Origin of the sequence: Promicromonospora vindobonensis (genome assembly GCF_042685865.1) — a bacterium.
Taxonomy (GTDB): domain Bacteria; phylum Actinomycetota; class Actinomycetes; order Actinomycetales; family Cellulomonadaceae; genus Promicromonospora; species Promicromonospora vindobonensis.
Map to the genome: position 1 here is coordinate 3,166,888 of NZ_JBHUOG010000002.1, position 16,884 is coordinate 3,183,771.

Here is a 16,884-nt window from a genome sequence, read left to right on the forward strand (position 1 = left end):
ACGTCCGACGTCGCCATTCCTCGCATCCCTGCAACCACGGTGACCTGCGCAAACCCGCCGAAACAACATGGTTACCACCGGTTGCCGCGGTCAATTGGTCAGAAACGACGGCGACCCTCCCCGGTGACCTGCGCTCCATAGCGTCCGGCGCGGTGCTGACGGCGGCCCTCGGCCTTCGAGCCGGGCCGCAGCACGTCAGGCCTGTCGACACGAGAGGTAGAGAGCGTGGTCACCGAGAAGAGCATCTCCGGCGTCTCCCGCCGTAACTTCCTGCAGGCGGTCGGCGCGGGCTCCAGCGCCGGCGTCATGTTCGCGACCATGGGCGCGATGGGCCTGGCCCCCAGCGCGGCCGCCCAGCCGAAGGCCGATTCCTGGATCCCTCCGCGCGGCAGCGACTTCACGCTGACCGGCCGTTCCGCCAAGAAGGTGGTCGTCGTCGGAGCCGGGCCCGCCGGCCTCGCGACCGCGTACGAGCTGCAGAAGGCCGGCTACCGGGTGACCGTGCTCGAGGCGCGGCACCGCGCCGGCGGACGAACCCTGACGATCCGCGGCGGGGACTCCGAGACCGACGTCGACGGCGTCACCCAGACCGCGAGGTTCGCCGACGGCGTCTACCTGAACGCCGGCGCCGGCCGCATCGCGCAGTGGATGGTCACCATGGACTACATCCGCGAGCTGGGGGTGCCGTACGAGGTGTTCACGAACGCGAACGCCGACGCCTACCTGTACAACGAGAGGTCCGGCGCGACGCCGGGCAACCCGGTCCGGTACCGCACCGCCAAGGCGGACGTCTTCGGCTACACGTCGGAGCTGCTGCACCACGCCACCGACCAGGGCGCCCTCGACCAGAGGCTGACCGCTGCGGACAAGGAGAACCTGCGCTCCTTCCTGCGCAGCTGGGGTTCGCTCAAGCCCGACGGCACCTACGCAGGGGGCAGCAACCGCGGCTACGAGGTCTATCCGTCGGCGTGGAACGAGCACGGCACGCCCTTGCCCGGGCCCGGCACGGTCTCGGACGTGCTGGCCTCGAAGGTGGGCCAGTACTTTCCGTTCGAGCTCAACTGGGAGCAGTCGATGCTCATGTTCCAGCCCAAGGGCGGCATGGACACGACCTACGAGTACATGGTTCGGGCCATCGGCACCCAGAACGTGCACCTCGGCTCACCCGTCACGGGCGTCGAGAACACCGGTGCCGGGGTCAAGGTCACCTACACCGCCCGGAACGGCAGGCCGCGCCAGATCGAGGCCGACTTCGCCGTCGTCTCGGCGCCGGCGGGACTCATGCGGCGGTGGGACACCAACTGGGGACCTGCGGTCGACACCGCGCTCGGCGAGTTCTCCGTCGGCTCCCCCGCCGGCAAGATCGGTCTGCAGTACCGGTCGCGCTTCTGGGAGGACGACCACCGGATCTTCGGCGGCATCACCGAGACCGACATGGACCTCGCTCACCTCTGGTACCCGTCGTACGGGTACGGCGAGAAGAAGGGGCTCGTCGTCGGCTACTACAACACGGGTGCCAACGCCCGCGCGTACGCGGACCTGGCGCCGAAGCAGCGAGAGCTGCGCGCCGTCGCGCAGGGTGTGAAGATCCACGGGGAGAAGTACCGCACGGAGCTGGACAGCTCCTTCTCCGTCGCCTGGCACAAGGTGCCCTACATCGAGGGTGCCTGGGCCTATCCGAACACCGCCTCCACCGGCTTCAAGCTGTTGCAGCAGGGCGCGGGCAACGTCTACATCGCGGGCGACTGGATGTCGGAGATCTCCGCATGGCAGCACGGCGCCTTCTGGTCCGCCCGCTACGCGGTCCAGACCCTGCACGAGCGCGTCATGTCCAGCTGACGGCAGGGCACGCCGGCCGCACGAACCTGTTCAGCTGTTGGTCAGGCCTGCCGGGACCGAGGTCCCGACAGGCCTGACCAGCGAAAGCGTCCTGAACCGGCGAGCGGTTCAGAATCCGCTGTAGTTCGGCGACTCGACGGTCATCTGCACGTCGTGCGGGTGGCTCTCCTTGAGCGACGCCGACGTGATGCGGATGAACTTGCCGTTGGCCTGCAGCTCCGGGACGGTCCGCGCGCCGGTGTAGAACATCGTCTGGTGCAGCCCGCCGATGAGCTGGTGCGCCACGGTGGACAGCGGACCCTTGTAGGCCACCTGCCCCTCGATGCCTTCCGGCACGATCTTGTCGTCGCTCGTGACCTCGGCCTGGAAGTAGCGGTCCTTGGAGTAGGACTTCTTGCCCCGCGAGGACATGGCGCCCATCGAGCCCATGCCGCGGTACGTCTTGAACTGCTTGCCGTTGACGAGCACCAGGTCGCCAGGGGTCTCCTCGCAGCCGGCGAACAGCGAGCCCAGCATCACGCTGTCGGCGCCCGCCACGATGGCCTTGCCGATCTCGCCGGAGTGCTTGAGGCCACCGTCGGCGATCACGGGCACGCCGGCGGGCTTGCAGGCCAGCGACGCCTCGTAGACGGCGGTGATCTGCGGCACGCCGACGCCGGTCACGACGCGCGTGGTGCAGATCGAGCCCGGCCCGACGCCGACCTTCACGGCGTCGGCGCCCGCGTCGACGAAGGCCTGCGCACCCTGACGGGTGGCGACGTTGCCGCCGATCACCTGGACGTCCTTGGTGGCGGGGTCGGACTTGAGCCGCTTGACCATGTCGATGAGCATGCGGACGTTGCCGTGCGCGGTGTCGGCGACGAGCACGTCCACACCGGCCTCGATCAGGTCGGTCGCACGCTGCCACGCGTCGCCGAAGTAGCCGATCGCCGCGCCGACCATGAGACGGCCCTGGCTGTCCTTCGACGAGTCCGGGAACTGCTCGGACTTCACGAAGTCCTTCACGGTGATCAGCCCGGTGATGCGGCCGTCGGGGTCGATCAGCGGCAGACGCTCCAGCTTGTGCTTGCGCAGCAGCAGCGTCGCGTCGTCCCGCGAGATCGTCGACGGGCCGGTGATCAGCGGCTGCGGCGTCATGACCTCGTCCACCTTGGTGGTGGCCCACTCCGCGACGGGTGTGAAGCGCAGGTCGCGGTTGGTGACCATGCCGATGAGCTTGTTCGAGACGTCGACCACCGGGAAGCCGGAGATCCGGAACTGGCCCGCGAGGGTGTCGAGCTCCTCGAGCGTGGCGTCCGGCCCGATCGTGACGGGATTCGTGATGATGCCGGTCTGTGTCCGCTTCACGAGGTCGACCTGATAGGCCTGATCCTCGATGGAGAGGTTGCGGTGCAGCACACCGAGGCCACCCTGGCGGGCCATGGCGATCGCCATCGCCGACTCGGTGACCGTGTCCATCGCCGCTGACAGCAACGGGATCTTGAGCGAGATCTCGCGCGTCAGGCGAGACGTCGTGTCGATGTCCGACGGCGCAAGGTCGGAGTAGCCCGGCTGCAGCAGGACGTCGTCATAGGTGAGCCCGAGGAAGCCGAACGGGTCGGCCGGCGAGGTCTGGTCCGTCATGCAGCAAGTCTACGACCCGAGCGGCCGCAGATCCTGGCCGGGCGAACCGACCGGCCCGAGGCGTGCGTCACCTCGCCTTGATCACGGCCAGCACCTCGTGCAGCAGCCCGGTGAACGACCGGACCCGCTGCACCGTGGGTCCGAAGGGCAGGTCCGTCGCTGCGGCGTCCGCACGCAGGCCCACGAAGATCGGCAGGTCCGGATAGCTCTCGTTCACCGCGTGCACGACGTCGAGGTCCGGCTTCGTCTGCGTGGTGGCGAGCACGACCGCCGTCGGGCGGACCATGGTCACCAGCTCGACCGAGCGGTGGGTGCTGGCGGGGCCGGTGACGATCCGCGCCATCGAACCCTGCGCGGCGAGCGCTGCCGCGAGCGCGTGGGCCGACAGCGGCACCACCTCGTCGGGAGCCGCGAAGACCAGGACGATCTTGCGCATCCGGCTCGGGTGGTTGGCCGGCGGGCCGCCCGCCTCGACCATGACGCGCTCGAACTCCTCGGTGTAGTGACGCAGCGCGCGCAGCGCGGCGGTCGCGAGGACCACCTCCGGCATCTCCCCCGGGCCGGCAAGGACCGTGCGCTCCGACAGCCGCAGCCAGGCCGGCTCCACGAGGTCGGTCCACCAGGTGGCGGGGTCCCCCTCCGGGCCCAGCACGAGCAGGTTGTCGCAGGCGGTCCTGCTGTAGGCGAGTGCGGCGTCGACCAGTGCGGAGACCCGCCCGGACGTCGGCGCGGGGGACGACGCGGCCCGCAGCCCCGCGGCCGGGACGTCACCACCGGTCGCCCCACCCGGCAGGGCCCGCAGGCGAGCCCGGCCGCGCGGCTCGTCCGCCTGCTCGCCGCCCGACGTCGGACCCGCGGGAACGGCAGGACCTGCCGGAGCGGTCTCGCCGGGCCCGTCGACGGTGTCGGCCTTCTCGTCGCCGGGCGCGGCCGGCGCCTCGACGGTCCCGAGGAAGGTCTCTGCGAACTCCGCTTCCGGGGACTCGGGGTCGCCCTCGACCTGCACGGTCGGCAGGGCGGGCGCGGTCCGGGTGGCCACCTCGAGCTCGGCGTGCCCCGCCTCGACCGCGGCACGGGCCGCGTCCACCGGTGCAACGCCCTCGAGCGTCAGCCGGCGCATCACGAGGAGCCGGGCGACGTCGTCCGGTGTGTAGCGGCGGTGCGACCCGGCGGTGCGGCCAGAGGGGCCCAGCCCGTACCGGCGGTCCCACGTACGCAGGGTGGCTGGCGCAACCCCGAGGCGTCTGGCAACTGCGGCGACGGCCAGTCCGGGGCTGGATGAACGTGACCCGCCCGAGCTCTGGGCAGGCCGCGAAGAAGTCATGGACTCGATTCTGCCGACCTGGACCTCTCAGCGCCACTGCGAAACCCGGCGTGCCGCCGATCTCGGTGGAATCTGGTCCAGATCGATACAAAACCGGTCAGGCCTGGCGCGCTTGCGGCTGACCCGATTCTGCTCACTAGTGGAAAAATTGCCCCTTGAACAACTTCTGCACAACTTGTAGGTTGTTCGGCATGACGGAGATCTCGAGGCTTCCCGGTCCGGTAATGGAATTGTGGGAATGGCAGTACCAGGGTTCGTGCCGTGACGCGGACGACACCCTGTTCTTCCACCCCGAGGGCGAGCGCGGGTCGACACGCCGCAGGCGTGCCGAGGCCGCCAAGGCGATCTGCCGCTCCTGCCCCGTGATGATGCAGTGCCGCGAGCAGTCGCTCCGCGTGCGCGAGCCGTACGGCGTGTGGGGCGGGCTCAGCGAGGACGAGCGCTCGGCCATCCTCGCCGGCAAGTCCGTCTCTGCCTGAACCACTTTCCGCCTGAACCACTTTTCTTCGCGCGAAGCTGGTCGCTCCGCCCGGTCTGCAACAACGCCGCTGCGGACCGCCGGCCTGGACGACCGACTTCGACGGGCACGACATTCGACGGGCACGACAAGAGCCCCGCACCATCCGGTGCGGGGCTCTCGTCTACCTGGCGTGGGCTGGAGTCAGCTCACGACCACGGCGAGGACGTCGCGCGCGGAGAGCACCAGGTACTCCTCACCCGCGTACTTGACCTCGGTGCCGCCGTACTTGGAGTAGATCACCTTGTCACCGACAGCGACGTCCAGCGGCACACGGTTGCCGTTGTCGTCGATGCGGCCCTGGCCAACGGCCAGAACCTCGCCCTCCTGGGGCTTCTCCTTGGCGGTGTCCGGGATGACCAGGCCGGAAGCGGTCGTGGTCTCGGCTTCGAGAGCCTTGACGACGATCCGGTCCTCGAGCGGCTTGATGGGGACCGACACGTCGGACCTCCTCTTTCGTGAGCGGATCGAGAGATCAGCTGCGTGATGGACGTAAGTGGCTCGAACGTTCGACCGTCCGCCGTCGTCGCGGGTGCCGGCGGGCACGAACGTCTGGGTTCTCCCCCGCGGGCCCGTGGAACGGGGTCCCGCGGCGGTGAACACCCCCAAATCTAGGTCGGCGCTAGCACTCGGTCAAGGCGAGTGCCAATCGGGTGGACCTGCTCACACCTCACGGGACCGACGCGCCGCCGCCACACCGGAAACACGCCATCCCGACGAAAAGGTTCCGTCGAGCCGCTCGTCACCACCAGGCCAAACGTGGAAAGATCTTCCCATGGATGCGGCGATTCTGAGCAAACTGCTCAGCCCCGACGGCTGGGCCCTGCTTGGTGCCCTTCCGCCCTACGACGAGCGACACGCCATGAAGACCGTGACGACGCTCCGCGACAAGGGCATAGCACCGGACCTCGCGGCCGCCGTGGTGACCCAGTCGAGGCTGCGCGCAAGGGCGCGGGCCAAGTTCGGCGACTTCGCGGACGGCATGCTCTTCACCGCCGACGGGCTGGAGCAGGCCACCCGGCTCCTCGTCGCTGCGCTGCACGCCCGGCGCTACCTCGACGCCGGCGTCACGATGCTCGCCGACCTGACCTGCGGCATCGGCGCCGACTCGCTCGCCTTCGCCGGGACCGGCCTCCGGGTCGTCGCGACCGACCTGGACGAGTGCACCGCCGCCATCGCGCAGTGGAACCTGCGCCACTTCCCCGAGGCAGACGTGCGGCATGCCGACGGCCTTTCCCTCGATCTGCGCGCGGAGGGCGTCGAGGGCGTCTACGCCGACCCGGCACGCCGCGTGGGTGGCGGCTCGGGCGGGCGGAGCCGTCGGGTGTTCGACCCGCGCGCCTACGAACCTCCGCTCGACTCCGTCTGGGCGCTGCGCGAGACGGTGGCCGCCGTCGGCATCAAGGTCGGCCCGGGCATCCCGCACGACGGGCTGCCCGACGACGCGGAGACGCAGTGGGTCTCCGTCAACGGCGACGTGGTCGAGGCCGGGATCTGGTTCGGACCGCTCGCGCCCGACGGTCCCGGCCGCTCGGCGCTCGTGCTGCGCACGTTCACCGACGACGGCGGGAAGGACCACACCCTCAGCCGCACGGTGCGGGGCTCCGACGTCGTGCCGGACGTCGGGGCCGTCGGCCAGTACCTCTACGAACCCGACGGGGCGGTCATCCGCGCCGGCCTCGTCGGCCAGGCAGCCGCCGAGCTGGGCGGGCGCCTCGTCGACCCGACCATCGCGTACGTCACCACGGACAGCCCTGCCGACCTGCCTCCGGCGCGCCCCACCGACTCGGCCGGGGCGCAGGCCCCCGTCGCCACCGGCTACCGGGTGCTCGACACGATGCCGTTCGGCCTGAAGCGACTCAAGTCATACCTGCGGACGCGGAACGTAGGACGCATCACGATCAAGAAGCGGGGCACCGCGGTGGTGCCTGAGCAACTTCGCAAGCAGCTCGTGCTCACCGGGACCGAGGAGGCGACGATCGTGCTCACACGCGTGGCAGGCAACCAACAGATACTGCTCGTCGAACCACTAGGACCCGTATGAGCTCGCCGGTCCGGCTCGGCTTCGGCGAGTCCCCTCGCTCCACCGTGGGCCTCGAGTGGGAGATCGGGCTGGTCGACTCCGACACCGCCGAACTCTCCCAGGCCGGGCCAGCCGTGCTCGACGCGCTCGCGCGCGACGTCGGCCAGCCCCGGCACACCTCGACGAGCTACGCCCCGCACGTGACCGGCGAGTTCATGAAGAACACGATCGAGCTGGTCACCGGCGTCTGCGGCACCGTCGCCGACGCGGGGACGGACCTGACCCACCTCCTCGACCGCGTCCGGACGGCGACCGACCGGCTGGGCCTCGACCTCATGGGCGGCGGGACGCACCCGCTCGCGCGGGCCGCGGACCAGCAGGTCGGCGACAAGGAGCGCTACAGCCGCATCATGGAGCGCACGGGGATCTGGGGGGCGCAGCTGATCATCTGGGGGCTGCACGTCCACGTCGGGGTCGAGCACCGTGACAAGGCGCTCCCGCTGATGCGTGCGATGCTCACCTACTTTCCGCACCTGCAGGCCCTGTCGGCCGGGTCGCCGTACTGGGCGGGCGAGCCCACCGGGTACGCGTCCAACCGGTCGATGCTGTTCCAGCAGATCCCGAGCTCCGGCCTGCCGGTCGCGTTCGGGACCTGGCAGGAGCTGGAGGCCTACGCGGGCGACATGCTGCACGTCGGCGCGGTCGAGGCGTTCAACGAGGTGCACTGGGACGTGCGGCCGTCACCGACGTTCGGCACGCTGGAGGTACGCGTCTGCGACGGACCCACCAACCTGGCGGAGGCCCTCACGCTGGCAGCCCTGGTGCACTGCCTCGTGGAGCACCTGTCCACGCAGCTCGACCAGGGCCGCACCCTGCCGGTGCTGCCGCCCTGGTTCGTCGAGGAGAACAAGTTCCGTTCCGCGCGCTACGGCCTCGACGCCACGGTGATCCTCGACGCCGACGGCAACCAGGGGCCGATCGCGGACGCCATCGGCAAGCTGCTGGTCGAGCTGGAGCCGGTCGCGCACCGGCTCGACTGCGCCGCGGAGCTCGCCGGGGTACGGGACATCGTCCGCTCGGGCGCCTCCTACCGGCGACAGCAGGCGGTCGCCGCCGCGCACGACGGCGACCTGGTGCCGGTCGTGCGCGCCATGGTGGAAGAGATGCGCCAGGGTCGCCCCCTGCCCACCTGACCCGGCGTCAGACGACCTGTGCGACCTCGTCGAACTCCAGGCGCGGGGCGCGGGGGCGGCTGGTGTCTGCGCCCTCGGCCACGCTCACGTTGACGACGAGGAAGCCCTTCCAGCCGTTGTCCGCGAAGAACTCGGCGTCGATCCCGTCATAGAGGCCGTGCATCGGGCCTGCGGCCAGTCCCGCCGCGCGCAGGCCGACGAGCAGGTAGCCGGCCTGCAGCAGGGCGTTGGTGCGCGCGGCGTCGGCGCGGACCGTGTCGTCGCCCGCGAAGATCTCGCGCGCGCCGGGCAGGTGCGGGACCAGGACGTCGAGGCGCTCGTGGAACTCCGGGTCGTAGGCGAGCACGAGCGTGACCGGCGCGTTCGCCACACGCTCCTGGTTGCCCTCCGGCACGTTGGCCACGAGGCGCTGCCGTGCCTCGGGCGTGCGCACGACCAGCACGCGCAGCGGGCTGACGTTCATCGCGGTGGGGCCCCACTTGATGAGGTCGTAGACGGCGGCGAGCTGTTCGTCGGTCACGTCGGACTCGGCGAACGTCGTCACGGTGCGCGCCGTACGGAAGAGCCGGTCAGCGGTCACGTCGTCGATGGCGAGGCCGGTGGCCTCGAGCGTCTCAGTCATGCCCCCGTCAACACGATTGCCCTCGGCGATAGTTCCGAATTCAACTATGACCCCGGCCACAGGCGGGACGTCACCCTCCGCACCACCGCGACCAATTAGGCTGGACCCCATGGCAGAACCCCTGGTCCTCGGCATCGAGACCTCCTGCGACGAGACCGGTGTCGCACTGGTCCGCGGAAACGAGCTGCTGGTCGACGCCGTCGCCAGCTCGATGGAGGAGCACGCCCGCTACGGCGGCATCATTCCCGAGGTCGCCAGCCGTGCCCACCTCGAGGCGATGATCCCCACCATCCAGAAGGCGCTCGGCGAGGCCGACGTCGACCTGTCCGAGGTCGACGCGGTCGCCGTCACCGCTGGTCCTGGCCTCGTGGGGCCGCTCACCATCGGGGCGTCCGCCGCGAAGGCTCTGTCGATCGGCCTGAACAAGCCGCTGTACGGCGTGAACCACGTGATCGGTCACGCGTGCGTCGACCAGCTCGTCGACGGGCCCCTGCCGGAGCGGGCGATGGCGCTCGTGGTGAGCGGCGGCCACAGCTCGCTGCTGATGGTGAACGACATCGCGACCGACGTCACGGAGCTGGGCTCCACCCTGGACGACGCCGCCGGCGAGGCCTTCGACAAGGTCGGCCGCCTGCTCGGGCTGCCCTACCCCGGCGGCCCGCACATCGACCGGCTCGCGCGGGAGGGCGACCCCACGGCCATCCGCTTCCCGCGCGGCCTCACCGCCGCGAAGGACCAGGCGAAGCACGCGTACGACTTCTCGTTCTCCGGTCTCAAGACGGCGGTCGCCCGCTGGGTCGAGGCACGCACCGACGCAGGACAGGCCATCCCCGTGCACGACGTCGCCGCGTCGTTCGCCGAGGCCGTCGCCGACGTGCTCACCGCCAAGACGATCGCCGCGTGCCACAAGCACGGCGTCGACACCCTGGTCATCGGCGGCGGGTTCTCGGCCAACAGCCAGCTGCGCGAGATGGCGGCCAAGCGGTGCGCAGAGGCGGGGATCGACCTGCGTATCCCGCCCATCCGGTACTGCACGGACAACGGCGCGATGATCGCGGCGCTCGGCTCCGCCGTCCTGCGCGCCGGCGTCGCCCCGAGCAGCCTCGACATCCCGGTGGACTCGTCGATGCCGTTGACCACCATCACCGTCTGACAGCACCGTCTGAACCTGTCCCCGCGACACCCTCGGGTGGCTCTACGCTGCCTCCCGTGCCTGACAGAACGCTGGAGAAGCTCGAGGCTGTCCCCGTCATCGAGACGGTCCGCCGGCTGTGCGACCGCATCGGCGCGCGGTTCCCCGACCGGGGAATCCACCGGGTGGCGCAGGAGCTCGCGTCGCTGACCGAGCAGGTCGCCGACACCTCGGCGGGTTCCCGCCGGCGCAGCCGCCTCGTCCGCACCGGTTCGCGCGCCATGATCGGCGTCGTGGTGCTGGTGGCGCTGGTCGCGTTCGGCTTCGCCGTCGAGGCCGCCTTCACCGAGGCACCGGACAACGGCCTCGACTGGCTCCCGCTCATCGAGAGCGCCGTGAACGACCTGGTGTTCGTCGCGATCGCCGTCGTGGTGCTGCACTCGCTGCCGGAGCGGGCCCAGCGCTCTGACCTGCTGGCCAAGCTGCACCGGCTGCGGTCGCTGGCACACATCATCGACATGCACCAGCTCACCAAGGAGCCGGAGAGCCTGCGGGACGCGTTCGCGGGCGGGACCGACGGCGACGTCGACCTCACGCCCGAGCAGGTCGAGTACTACCTGGAGTACTGCACGGAGCTCCTGTCCATCGTGAGCAAGGCGGCGGCGCTGTGCGCGGAGGAGTCGCAGGACGAGATAGTGCTGAGCACGGTGTCCACGATCGAGACGCTCACCATGAGCATGTCCCGCAAGGTGTGGCAGAAGATCACCGTGCTCAGCGAGCAGCGCACCGTGCCATGAGGGTCGGTATCCCCTCGCGGGGGTTCACGCCCCCGTCGCGACCTCGCGTGCCGGGTCGTTCGACCACTGCGACCACGACCCTGGGTACAGGGCTGCCTCCACTCCGGCCACGGCGAGGGCCGCCACCTCGTGCGACGCCGTGACTCCCGAGCCGCAGTACACGCCCGTCGAGCCCGTCGCGACCCCCAGCTCGCCGAAGCGCCGCCTCAGGTCCGCGGTCGAGAGGAACCGACCGTCCGCACCCAGGTTCCCGGTGGTCGGCGCGCTGGCCGCCCCGGGGATGTGCCCGGCCTGCGGGTCGACGGGCTCCACCTCGCCGCGGTAGCGCTCGGCGGCCCGGGCATCGAGGAGCACCCCGTCGCCGTCGGCCAGCGCGGCCGCCTCGTCGGCGTCCAGGACGGGCATACCACCCGGCTGCGCGACGACGTCGCCCGGCTCGGGCGTCACGTCACCCGGCTCGAGGACGAGACCCTCGGCGGACCAGGCGGCGAGGCCGCCGTCAAGGATGCGTACCGCCTGCACGCCGAAGTACCGCAGCAGCCACCAGGCGCGGGCGGCGGAGGTCCCGCCGACGGAGTCGTAGACAACGACGTGCGAGTCCTTCGAGACACCCCAGCGGCGTGCGGCCTGCTGGAACGCCGACGTCGACGGCAGCGGGTGTCGTCCGGCGGCCGGCGTCGCGTGGGCGGCGAGCTCGGTCTCCAGGTCCACGTACACCGCGCCAGGGACGTGGCCGGCACGGTACTGCTCGTGGCCGTCGGTCATACCGAGCGCCCAGCGGACGTCGAGGACGACCGGACGCCCCTCGACCGGGTCAGGTCCCCCGCCGACCTGCAGGTCCGCCGCCAGCGTGGTCGCGTCGACCAGCACTCGTTCTCTCACGCCGCGTCCCCCGCCTCGTCGTCGGGCGTGTCCGGGGTGTCGACCGGAGCGTCCGCCACGTCGTCCGCCGCTACGGCCAGGTCGAGGCGCATCGTGAACGCGTCCATGTCCTCCGGCTGGTAGTAGCGCTTGCGCACGCCGAGGACCTCGAACCCGAACTCCCGGTACATCTCGATCGCCGGGGCGTTGTCGACCCGGACCTCCAGGAGCACCGCTCCTGCCTTGACCTTGCGCGAGCGCTCGACCAGCGCGGTCATGAGCTGCCTGCCGACGCCGTGCCGCTGGGCGGCCGGGTCGACGCCGATGGTCATGACCTGCGTGACGTCGCCGTCGAACCACAGGCCCGCGTAGCCGACGACGGGCTGCTCGCCCGCGCGGTCGAGCCGCTCCGGCTCCGCCACGATGTACCAGCGGCCGAGCCCTGCCAGCTCGTCGGCGAGCATCCCGTAGGTCCAGGCGCCCCGGCCGAACAGCTGACGCTCCAGCTCCAGCACCCGGTCGAAGTCGGCGTTGCGCAGCGGACGGAGCCGCACCTCGGTGATCACGCGACGCCCCCGGTGGTCGGTGCGGTCGAGGTCCGTGCGGGTTCGTGCACGTCCGGACGCCGGAGGTACAGGGGCTCGGACGGCTGCTCCTCGCCCGCGGCGCGGCGCACGAGCGCCAGCCGGGCCAGCACCGTCGCGTCGGGGACGAGCGGCGCGTCGTCGGCGACGGGGAGGAACTCCGGGTAGAGCATCGCCCCCTCGCCGATCACGACGGGCAGCTGCCCGTCCTCGGTCTCGGGCGGGGCGAGCTGCGCCTGTGCGACGAACCCCGCCCGGTCGACGTCGGGCCCCGCGAGCCGCTCGGCGACCGGGAAGCCGTGGGGGCCCTCGAGCGCGACCACGCGGTAGCGCGCCCAGTAGACCTCCTTGCGGCGCGCGTCGGAGGTCGCGAGGATCTCCGTGCCCGGCCTCAGCCCGAGGTCGCTGATGGCTTGGACGGCCAGCGCGTCGAGGCTGGGCACGCCCAGCACGGGGATGTCGAGCGTGAGCGCGAGCGTGCGCGCCGTGACCAGGCCGACGCGGAGGCCGGTGAACGGGGCCGGCCCCGTACCGGCGACGACGGCGGTCAGGTCGCCGACCTCGATCCCCGCCTCGGCGAGAACCTCCTCGATCAGGGGCGCGAGGGACTCGGCGTGCCTGCGGCGCTCGTCCGAGGCGCGGGACGCGAGACGCGCACCGTCTTCGGAGACGAGCGAGACGGCGACTGCAGCTGAGGTATCAAGAGCAAGAACGGCCACATGACCAGGGTATTACGCCGACCGTCGGCCCTGGTCGGCTCAGCGGCAGATCCTGCGCAGATACGCCTCAGCTCAGCAGCCTGCTGAGGTCCACACCGGCCCAGCGCTGTCCGACGGCACGGATCGTCGCCTTGCGGGTCCCCGCCTCCGGGTCTTCCTCCGCGGCCACGCCGGGGTCGAACGACGGCGCGCCGCGCGGGCGCTCCAGGTCGATCTCCAGCCGGTCGTCCGCGAGCGCCTCGGCCAGGCCCCGTCCCCACTCGACGACCGTCACGGAGTCTTCGAGGGACGAGTCGAGGTCGAGCGCGTCGAGCTCGCTCAGCCCGCCGAGCCGGTAGGCGTCGACGTGCACGAGGCCGGGGCCGTTCGTCCCGTCGGCACGTGGCAGCGCCGGGTGCTCGCGCGCCACGATGAACGTGGGCGAGGCGACCTGGCCCCGTACGTTCAGCGCCCCGCCGATCCCCTGGGTCAGGGTCGTCTTTCCGGCGCCGAGGTCGCCCGTGAGGATGACCAGGTCCCCTGCACGGAGCTCCTCGGCGAGGGCGGCGCCCAGCGCGCGCGTCGTCTCGGCGTCGGGCAGCTCCAGCGTCACTCCCTCTGACATCACGATGTCGCCCTGCCCTCCTGCTGCCCCGCTCACGCGGTCTCCCTTCCTGCCGTGCCTGCGTACACGCGCGGCACGCGCGCCCCGAGGCGCGTCACGATCTCGTAGCTGATGGTGCCTGCGGCCTGTGCCCAGTCCTCTGCGTTGGGTGCGCCGGCCCGGGTCAGCCCGTCCGACGCACCGAACAGCGTGACGACGTCACCGGCCTGCTCCGGAGCGTACGGGCCGAGGTCGAGCATCACCTGGTCCATGCACACCCGGCCGGCCACCCGCAGGACGCGGGCGGTGCCGAGGCCGGTGCCGGGGGCCGCGACGTCGTCCACGCCGCCGCCCACCAGGACGGGACCGCCAGGGCCGAGCGAGCCGCCCGACGCGTGCCGCGGGATCCCGTCCCCGTACCCGAGCGGGATCACGCCGAGCACGGTGTCCTGCGTCGTCGTGTAGAAGTGGCCGTACGAGACGCCGCGGCCTGCCGGCACCCGCTTGACGGTGGCGAGGCGTGCTTCGAGCGTCATCGCGGGGCGCAGCCCGTAGTCGCCCGGCGCGCCCAGGTGCGGGACCGGCGAGAGCCCGTAGACGGCGATCCCCGGGCGCACCAGGTCGTAGTGCGCCGCCGGGTTGGTGAGGGTCGCAGCGGAGTTGGCGATGTGTCGCACCTCGAGGGGCATCCCTGCTCCCTCGACGATGCGGATCGCGTCCTCGAAGGCGTGGGTCTGCATCTTCACGGACGGGTCGTCGGGCTCGTCGGCGATGGCGAAGTGCGACATGAGCCCGATGACGGCGAGCGCTCCGTCCGCCTGCAGCGCCGCGGCCCGGTCGAGGACCGCGGGCAGGTCCTCGGGGGTGATCCCGTTGCGGCCGAGCCCGGTGTCGACCTTGAGGTGCACGCGGGCGGTCCGGCCGGCTGCGCGGGCACCGTCGGCCACCTCGTCGAGGGCCCAGGGGGCGGCGACCGCGATGTCGACGTCCTCCCGGACCAGCTCGGCGAACGGTGCGCCGGGTGCGTAGAGCCAGGTCAGGACGCGGGGTTCGGGTCCGACGGCGGCGCGGACCGCCAGCGCTTCCGTACCGTGTGCCGTACCGAGCCAGGTGGCACCGCCCGCGAGCGCCGCCCGGGCAGCGGGCGCCAGCCCGTGCCCGTATGCGTCGGCCTTGACGACGGCCATGACCTGCGCGGTCGGGGCGGTCGCCCGCAGGGCGCGCACGTTGTCGCGGATCGCGTCCAGATCGACGACCGCGCGTGCGGGATAGTCGGGGATGGTGCTCATCCTGAAGATTCTTGCACCTGTCCGTTCCAGCGGAGGGGTCAGACCGTCAGGTCGCTCGACCGGCCTGGGGGTACGACGGCTACGGGGCGGTCGAACCGAGCCATTCGCTCAGGTTTCTGCGGGACTCGAAGCGGCGCTGCCGCCCGGACAGCGGGTCGGTGAGCTCGAGGGAGCGGGACAGGAGCTGCAGCGGGCGGTCGAAGTCGTCGGGGTCGCTGTCGCGGAGCTCCGGCCAGAACGGGTCGTGCAGGATCGGCAGCCCGAGGGCCGCCATGTGCAGCCGAAGCTGGTGCGTCTTGCCGGTGTGGGGTTCCAGCCGGTAGAGGCCGAGGCCGCGCGCGTCGTCGGCCGCCGCGAGGGTGATCAGCGACTCGGCGTTCGGCTCGCCGGGGATCTCCTCCGCGCGGGTGACGCCGCGCCGCTTCACGATGCGGCTGCGGAGGGTGACGGGTTCTCCCCCGGCGACCCGGGCGGCCTCGGGCAGCGCGCTGTCCGACGGCCTGAGCGGCGCCACCGCCTCGTAGACCTTGCGGACCTCGCGTCGGGCGAAGGCCTCCTGGTACGCGCCGCGCACCTCCGGCCGCACGGTGAGGACGAGCACGCCGGCCGTGCCGCGGTCGAGCCGGTGCGCCGGGGAGAGCTCGGGCAGGTCGAGGGCGATCCGGAGGCGGACGAGGGCGGTCTGCCGCACCCAGCGTCCGCGGGGCATCGTCGCGAGAAAGTGCGGCTTGTCCACGACCAGCAGGTCCTCGTCGTGGTGCAGCACCTCAGGCTCGAACGGGATCGTGTCCTCGTGGGTCGGCGGGTCGCGGTAGAGGTAGAGAAACCCGCGCGGCTCGTACGGCGTCGTCGGGGTGAGGGGCTCGCCGCGACCCGTGACGATCTCGCCGAGCGCGAGCTTCTCGAGCAGGCGGGCCTCGTCGTCGTGGAAGCGGTCGAGGAGGTAGTCGAGCGCGTACGGGAACCGCGCGATCACGCCGGGGTCGTGCGGCAGCACGAGCCGGGTCGGGTTGAGCCCGTCCCGCACGGGCAGTGGCGGTCGGTGCTTGGCGGGGCCGGGGGTGCGGCGGGCGCCCGCCGGCGGGTGGGTCACGATGTCAACCTAACCCGGCCGGGCGGGAGCCGGAAAAGGTTGTGCCGATCGGAGTGTGTTGCCGAGAGTAGACAACGTCTACGCAGGGCAACTGGGCTCGGATTAGTGGTGTCTACCCGACGGTCCGGTTCGCCGCCGAGGGTTCCGTTGGTCCGGACAACGGGTGGAGGATGGGCGGGTGACCCTCTACGACATTCCCTTCCACACGATGGACGGCACCGAGATCTCGCTGGCCGAGCACAAGGACGACGTCGTGCTCGTGGTGAACGTGGCCTCGCGGTGCGGCCTGGCGCCGCAGTACGAGACCCTGGAGAAGCTGCAGAAGAAGTACCAGGACCGTGGCTTCACGGTGCTGGGCTTTCCCAGCAACCAGTTCCTGCAGGAGCTGAGCTCGAACGAGAAGATCGCCGAGTTCTGCTCCATGACCTACGGCGTCACGTTCCCCGTGCTCGACAAGATCAGGTTGAACGGCCGGCACGCTCACCCGCTGTACGAAGAGCTCAAGAAGACGGAGGACGCCGGGGGCCACTCGGGCAAGATCCGCTGGAACTTCGAGAAGTTCCTGGTCCTGCCCGGTGGTGACGTGCGCAGGTACGCACCGAAGACCCTGCCGGACGACCCGGCGATCGTCGACGAGATCGAGGCGCACCTCCCCCGCTGAGGTCGGGCCGCTCGGCGGCGGCCC

17 protein-coding genes are annotated in these 16,884 nt (G+C 71.2%); 7 read left to right on the forward strand and 10 right to left on the reverse strand.

Features of this window, described 5'->3' with window-relative positions:
• The first annotated feature begins 225 nt into the window (after positions 1-225).
• The gene (locus ACFS27_RS27325; RefSeq protein WP_377190242.1) at positions 226-1,839 is read left to right on the forward strand and encodes a flavin monoamine oxidase family protein; all 1,614 of its coding nucleotides are present in this window, start codon (positions 226-228) and stop codon (positions 1,837-1,839) included.
• A 108-nt stretch (positions 1,840-1,947) separates the two neighbouring features.
• On the opposite strand, the gene guaB is transcribed toward ACFS27_RS27325, so the two are convergent.
• Both guaB and ACFS27_RS27335 read right to left on the reverse strand, forming a co-directional pair.
• Positions 1,948-3,462, reverse strand: coding sequence for an IMP dehydrogenase (guaB, locus tag ACFS27_RS27330; protein ID WP_377190244.1), 1,515 nt, complete (start codon positions 3,460-3,462; stop codon positions 1,948-1,950).
• Positions 3,463-3,529: 67 nt separating this feature from the next.
• The gene (locus ACFS27_RS27335; protein WP_377190245.1) at positions 3,530-4,786 is read right to left on the reverse strand and encodes a MerR family transcriptional regulator; all 1,257 of its coding nucleotides are present in this window, start codon (positions 4,784-4,786) and stop codon (positions 3,530-3,532) included.
• A 191-nt stretch (positions 4,787-4,977) separates the two neighbouring features.
• On the opposite strand from ACFS27_RS27335, the gene ACFS27_RS27340 reads away from it, so the two are divergent.
• On the forward strand, positions 4,978-5,265 hold the full coding sequence (locus ACFS27_RS27340) for a WhiB family transcriptional regulator (RefSeq protein ID WP_274993201.1): 288 nt from the start codon (positions 4,978-4,980) through the stop codon (positions 5,263-5,265).
• 182 nt (positions 5,266-5,447) lie between these two features.
• Here ACFS27_RS27340 and groES read toward each other — a convergent pair whose 3' ends face one another.
• Positions 5,448-5,744 carry a co-chaperone GroES gene (groES, locus tag ACFS27_RS27345; protein WP_253869104.1) on the reverse strand — a complete coding sequence of 99 codons (297 nt, stop codon included), beginning with the start codon at positions 5,742-5,744 and terminating at the stop codon, positions 5,448-5,450.
• Between the two features lie 334 nt (positions 5,745-6,078).
• On the opposite strand from groES, the gene ACFS27_RS27350 reads away from it, so the two are divergent.
• Positions 6,079-7,347 (forward strand): class I SAM-dependent methyltransferase, encoded by a 1,269-nt coding sequence (locus ACFS27_RS27350; RefSeq protein WP_377190248.1) that lies wholly within the window; start codon positions 6,079-6,081, stop codon positions 7,345-7,347.
• On the forward strand, positions 7,344-8,519 hold the full coding sequence (locus ACFS27_RS27355; RefSeq protein ID WP_377190249.1) for a glutamate--cysteine ligase: 1,176 nt from the start codon (positions 7,344-7,346) through the stop codon (positions 8,517-8,519). The genes ACFS27_RS27350 and ACFS27_RS27355 overlap by 4 nt, the downstream gene beginning before the upstream one ends.
• A 7-nt stretch (positions 8,520-8,526) precedes the next feature.
• On the opposite strand, the gene ACFS27_RS27360 is transcribed toward ACFS27_RS27355, so the two are convergent.
• Positions 8,527-9,141: a malonic semialdehyde reductase gene (locus ACFS27_RS27360; RefSeq protein WP_377190251.1), complete on the reverse strand. Its 615-nt coding sequence runs from the start codon at positions 9,139-9,141 to the stop codon at positions 8,527-8,529.
• A 109-nt stretch (positions 9,142-9,250) separates the two neighbouring features.
• Here ACFS27_RS27360 and tsaD point away from each other — a divergent pair, with 109 nt between their 5' ends.
• Positions 9,251-10,294, forward strand: a complete 1,044-nt coding sequence (gene tsaD, locus ACFS27_RS27365) for a tRNA (adenosine(37)-N6)-threonylcarbamoyltransferase complex transferase subunit TsaD (RefSeq protein WP_377190253.1) — start codon at positions 9,251-9,253, stop codon at positions 10,292-10,294.
• A 56-nt stretch (positions 10,295-10,350) separates the two neighbouring features.
• On the forward strand, positions 10,351-11,070 hold the full coding sequence (locus ACFS27_RS27370; RefSeq protein WP_377190255.1) for a hypothetical protein: 720 nt from the start codon (positions 10,351-10,353) through the stop codon (positions 11,068-11,070).
• A 24-nt stretch (positions 11,071-11,094) separates the two neighbouring features.
• Here ACFS27_RS27370 and ACFS27_RS27375 read toward each other — a convergent pair whose 3' ends face one another.
• The 6 genes from ACFS27_RS27375 to ACFS27_RS27400 all read right to left on the reverse strand — a co-directional run bounded on the left by ACFS27_RS27375 (position 11,095) and on the right by ACFS27_RS27400 (position 16,199).
• A complete protein-coding gene (locus ACFS27_RS27375; RefSeq protein WP_377190257.1) occupies positions 11,095-11,952 on the reverse strand; it encodes a sulfurtransferase in 858 nt (285 codons plus the stop codon).
• Positions 11,949-12,497, reverse strand: a complete 549-nt coding sequence (rimI, locus tag ACFS27_RS27380; protein ID WP_377190259.1) for a ribosomal protein S18-alanine N-acetyltransferase — start codon at positions 12,495-12,497, stop codon at positions 11,949-11,951. The genes ACFS27_RS27375 and rimI overlap by 4 nt, the downstream gene beginning before the upstream one ends.
• Positions 12,494-13,234, reverse strand: a complete 741-nt coding sequence (gene tsaB, locus ACFS27_RS27385; protein WP_377190261.1) for a tRNA (adenosine(37)-N6)-threonylcarbamoyltransferase complex dimerization subunit type 1 TsaB — start codon at positions 13,232-13,234, stop codon at positions 12,494-12,496. The genes rimI and tsaB overlap by 4 nt, the downstream gene beginning before the upstream one ends.
• Positions 13,235-13,301: 67 nt before the next feature.
• Positions 13,302-13,838: a tRNA (adenosine(37)-N6)-threonylcarbamoyltransferase complex ATPase subunit type 1 TsaE gene (gene tsaE, locus ACFS27_RS27390; protein ID WP_377191201.1), complete on the reverse strand. Its 537-nt coding sequence runs from the start codon at positions 13,836-13,838 to the stop codon at positions 13,302-13,304.
• A 32-nt stretch (positions 13,839-13,870) separates the two neighbouring features.
• Positions 13,871-15,106 (reverse strand): alanine racemase, encoded by a 1,236-nt coding sequence (alr, locus tag ACFS27_RS27395; protein WP_377190263.1) that lies wholly within the window; start codon positions 15,104-15,106, stop codon positions 13,871-13,873.
• 79 nt (positions 15,107-15,185) lie between these two features.
• Positions 15,186-16,199 (reverse strand): pseudouridine synthase, encoded by a 1,014-nt coding sequence (locus ACFS27_RS27400; RefSeq protein ID WP_377190265.1) that lies wholly within the window; start codon positions 16,197-16,199, stop codon positions 15,186-15,188.
• 178 nt (positions 16,200-16,377) lie between these two features.
• Here ACFS27_RS27400 and ACFS27_RS27405 point away from each other — a divergent pair, with 178 nt between their 5' ends.
• Complete coding sequence (locus tag ACFS27_RS27405; RefSeq protein WP_377190267.1) at positions 16,378-16,860, forward strand: glutathione peroxidase; 483 nt, start codon at positions 16,378-16,380, stop codon at positions 16,858-16,860.
• Positions 16,861-16,884: the final 24 nt, after the last annotated feature.